Raw genomic sequence first — 2015 nt, 5'->3', positions numbered from 1 at the left:
ACCCCCGCCAACGATCACTACATCATATTCCATCGACTCGCGGACGATCTCTGACATCAATGCGCTCCTTAAGGCTGGAGGTGGGGCCTCAGGCAGAGACCCCCAGATCGGCGGCATCAAGCGCCAACACCGCATCCGCCCCAAGCATGACCTGCGCCTGAAGCGCCGGGGCCTGCACGGCGATCTGCGTGCGGTAGAACTCGGCGATGCGCAACTTGCTGCGCAGGAAGGCCGCGCTGTCGCCGGCGGCGATGCGCGCCGAGGCCGCCAGCACGCTGTCGGCCATCGCCCAGGTGCCAAGGCAAACACCGGCGAGGTCAAGCATCGCACAGGCCGAAGCCTGCGGCAGTTCCGAATGGCTTCCGGCCTGATCGACGATCCAATTGGTCGCGGCGCGCAGGGCGGCGGTCGCCTCGGTCAGCGACTTGGCATAGCCTTCCCAGTTCACGCCCGCGCCCGAGGCGGCGCCGAGACGCGCGGCGGTATCGTCCATATCCGCCAGCAACTCGGCCATGGCATAGCCCTTGTCGCGGCTGATCTTGCGCCCGATCAGGTCGAGCGCCTGAATGCCGGTCGTGCCTTCATAGATCGTGGTGATCCGCGCATCGCGAAAATGCTGCGCGGCACCGGTTTCCTCGATGAAACCCATGCCGCCATGCACCTGCACGCCAAGCGAGGCCGAGACATTGCCCATCTCGGTCGACCAACCCTTCACGACCGGGATCAGCAGATCGAGACGGCGCTGCGCCTTGGCAGCCACATCGGCATCCGTGCTGCGCGACGCGATGTCCGAGGCCGCCGCGGCGCGATAGGCCAGAACCCGCGCGGCCTGCGTGCGCGCCTGAATCAAACCGAGCATCCGCTTGACGTCGGGATGTTCGATGATCGCGACCGAGCCCGCGCTGCCCGGACGGCCGCCCTGCTTGCGCTCGGCGGCATAGGCCGCAGCGTGCTGGCCCGCGTGCTCGGCGATACCGATACCTTGCAGGCCCACGCCAAGACGCGCCGAGTTCATCATCGCGAACATATAGGTCAGGCCCTGGTTCGGCTCCCCCACCAGATAGCCGATCGCGCCTCCGTCATCGCCAAAGCTCAGCGTGCAGGTCGGCGAGGCATGGATGCCCAGCTTGTGCTCGATCGACACGCAGCGCACGTCATTGCGCGCGCCAAGCGAACCATCGGCATTCACCATGAATTTCGGCACGACGAACAGCGAGATCCCCTTCACCCCCGCCGGGGCGTCGGGCAGACGCGCCAGCACGAGATGGATGATGTTCTCGGTCATCTCATGCTCGCCATAGGTGATGAAGATCTTCTGCCCCGAGACGCGGTAGTGATCGCCCTCGGGCACAGCCTTCGAGCGGATCGCGGCGAGGTCCGAGCCCGCCTGCGGTTCGGTCAGGTTCATCGTGCCGGTCCACTCGCCGGTCACCAGCTTGGGCAGGTAGGTTTCCTGAAGGTCGCCCGAGGCGTAATGCGCGATGGCCTCAATCGCGCCCTGGGTCAGCAGCGGGCAGAGCTGGAACGCCGTGTTGGCGCCGTTGAACATCTCCTGGATCGCGGCGTTGACCGCGAAGGGCAGGCCCATGCCGCCATGCTCGGGCGAGGCAGCGGGGCTGTTCCAACCCATCTCGACGATCTGGTCATAGGCTTCCTGCCAGCCTTCGGGAACGATCACGCGCCCGTTGTCAAACCCAAGCCCCGCTTCATCGCCGGACCGGTTCAATGGAGCAAGAACCTGTCCGGCGAATTTCCCGGCCTCCTCCAGGATCGCCTCGACCGTTTCGGGCGTGGCGTCTTCCAGACCGGGCAACTGCGACAATTCGGCCAGCCCGCACAGGTCGGTCAGCACGAAGGTCATATCCTGAAGCGGGGCTTGGTAGCTCATCTCATTCTCTCCTGAGATCAGATTGTCTGGGTGAACGCGGGAACCGCGTCGAACAAATCGGCGACGAGTCCGAAGTCTGCGACCTGGAAGATCGGGGCTTCTTCGTCCTTGTTGATGGCGACGATGA

General features: G+C 65.1%; 1 protein-coding gene and 1 pseudogene. Both read right to left on the bottom strand.

The genetic code is table 11. The features are described 5' to 3' along the window. Positions 1 to 88 precede the first annotated feature (88 nt). The gene (locus KTQ37_RS16570; RefSeq protein WP_218631615.1) at positions 89 to 1888 is read right to left on the bottom strand and encodes an acyl-CoA dehydrogenase; all 1800 of its coding nucleotides are present in this window, start codon (positions 1886 to 1888) and stop codon (positions 89 to 91) included. Between the two features lie 17 nt (positions 1889 to 1905). Then, positions 1906 to 2015: pseudogene (locus KTQ37_RS16565) on the bottom strand (electron transfer flavoprotein subunit alpha/FixB family protein); the annotation flags it as partial.

This window comes from Sedimentimonas flavescens (assembly GCF_019264375.1).
GTDB lineage: Bacteria > Pseudomonadota > Alphaproteobacteria > Rhodobacterales > Rhodobacteraceae > Rhodobacter > Rhodobacter flavescens.
This window is presented reverse-complemented; position numbering and strand designations above follow the sequence as displayed.

What these genes read in the sequence shown, in the direction of transcription:
- KTQ37_RS16570 (WP_218631615.1), bottom strand. Translation starts at nt 1,888, where the DNA reads ATGAGCTACCAAGCCCCGCTTCAGGATATGACCTTCGTGCTGACCGAC.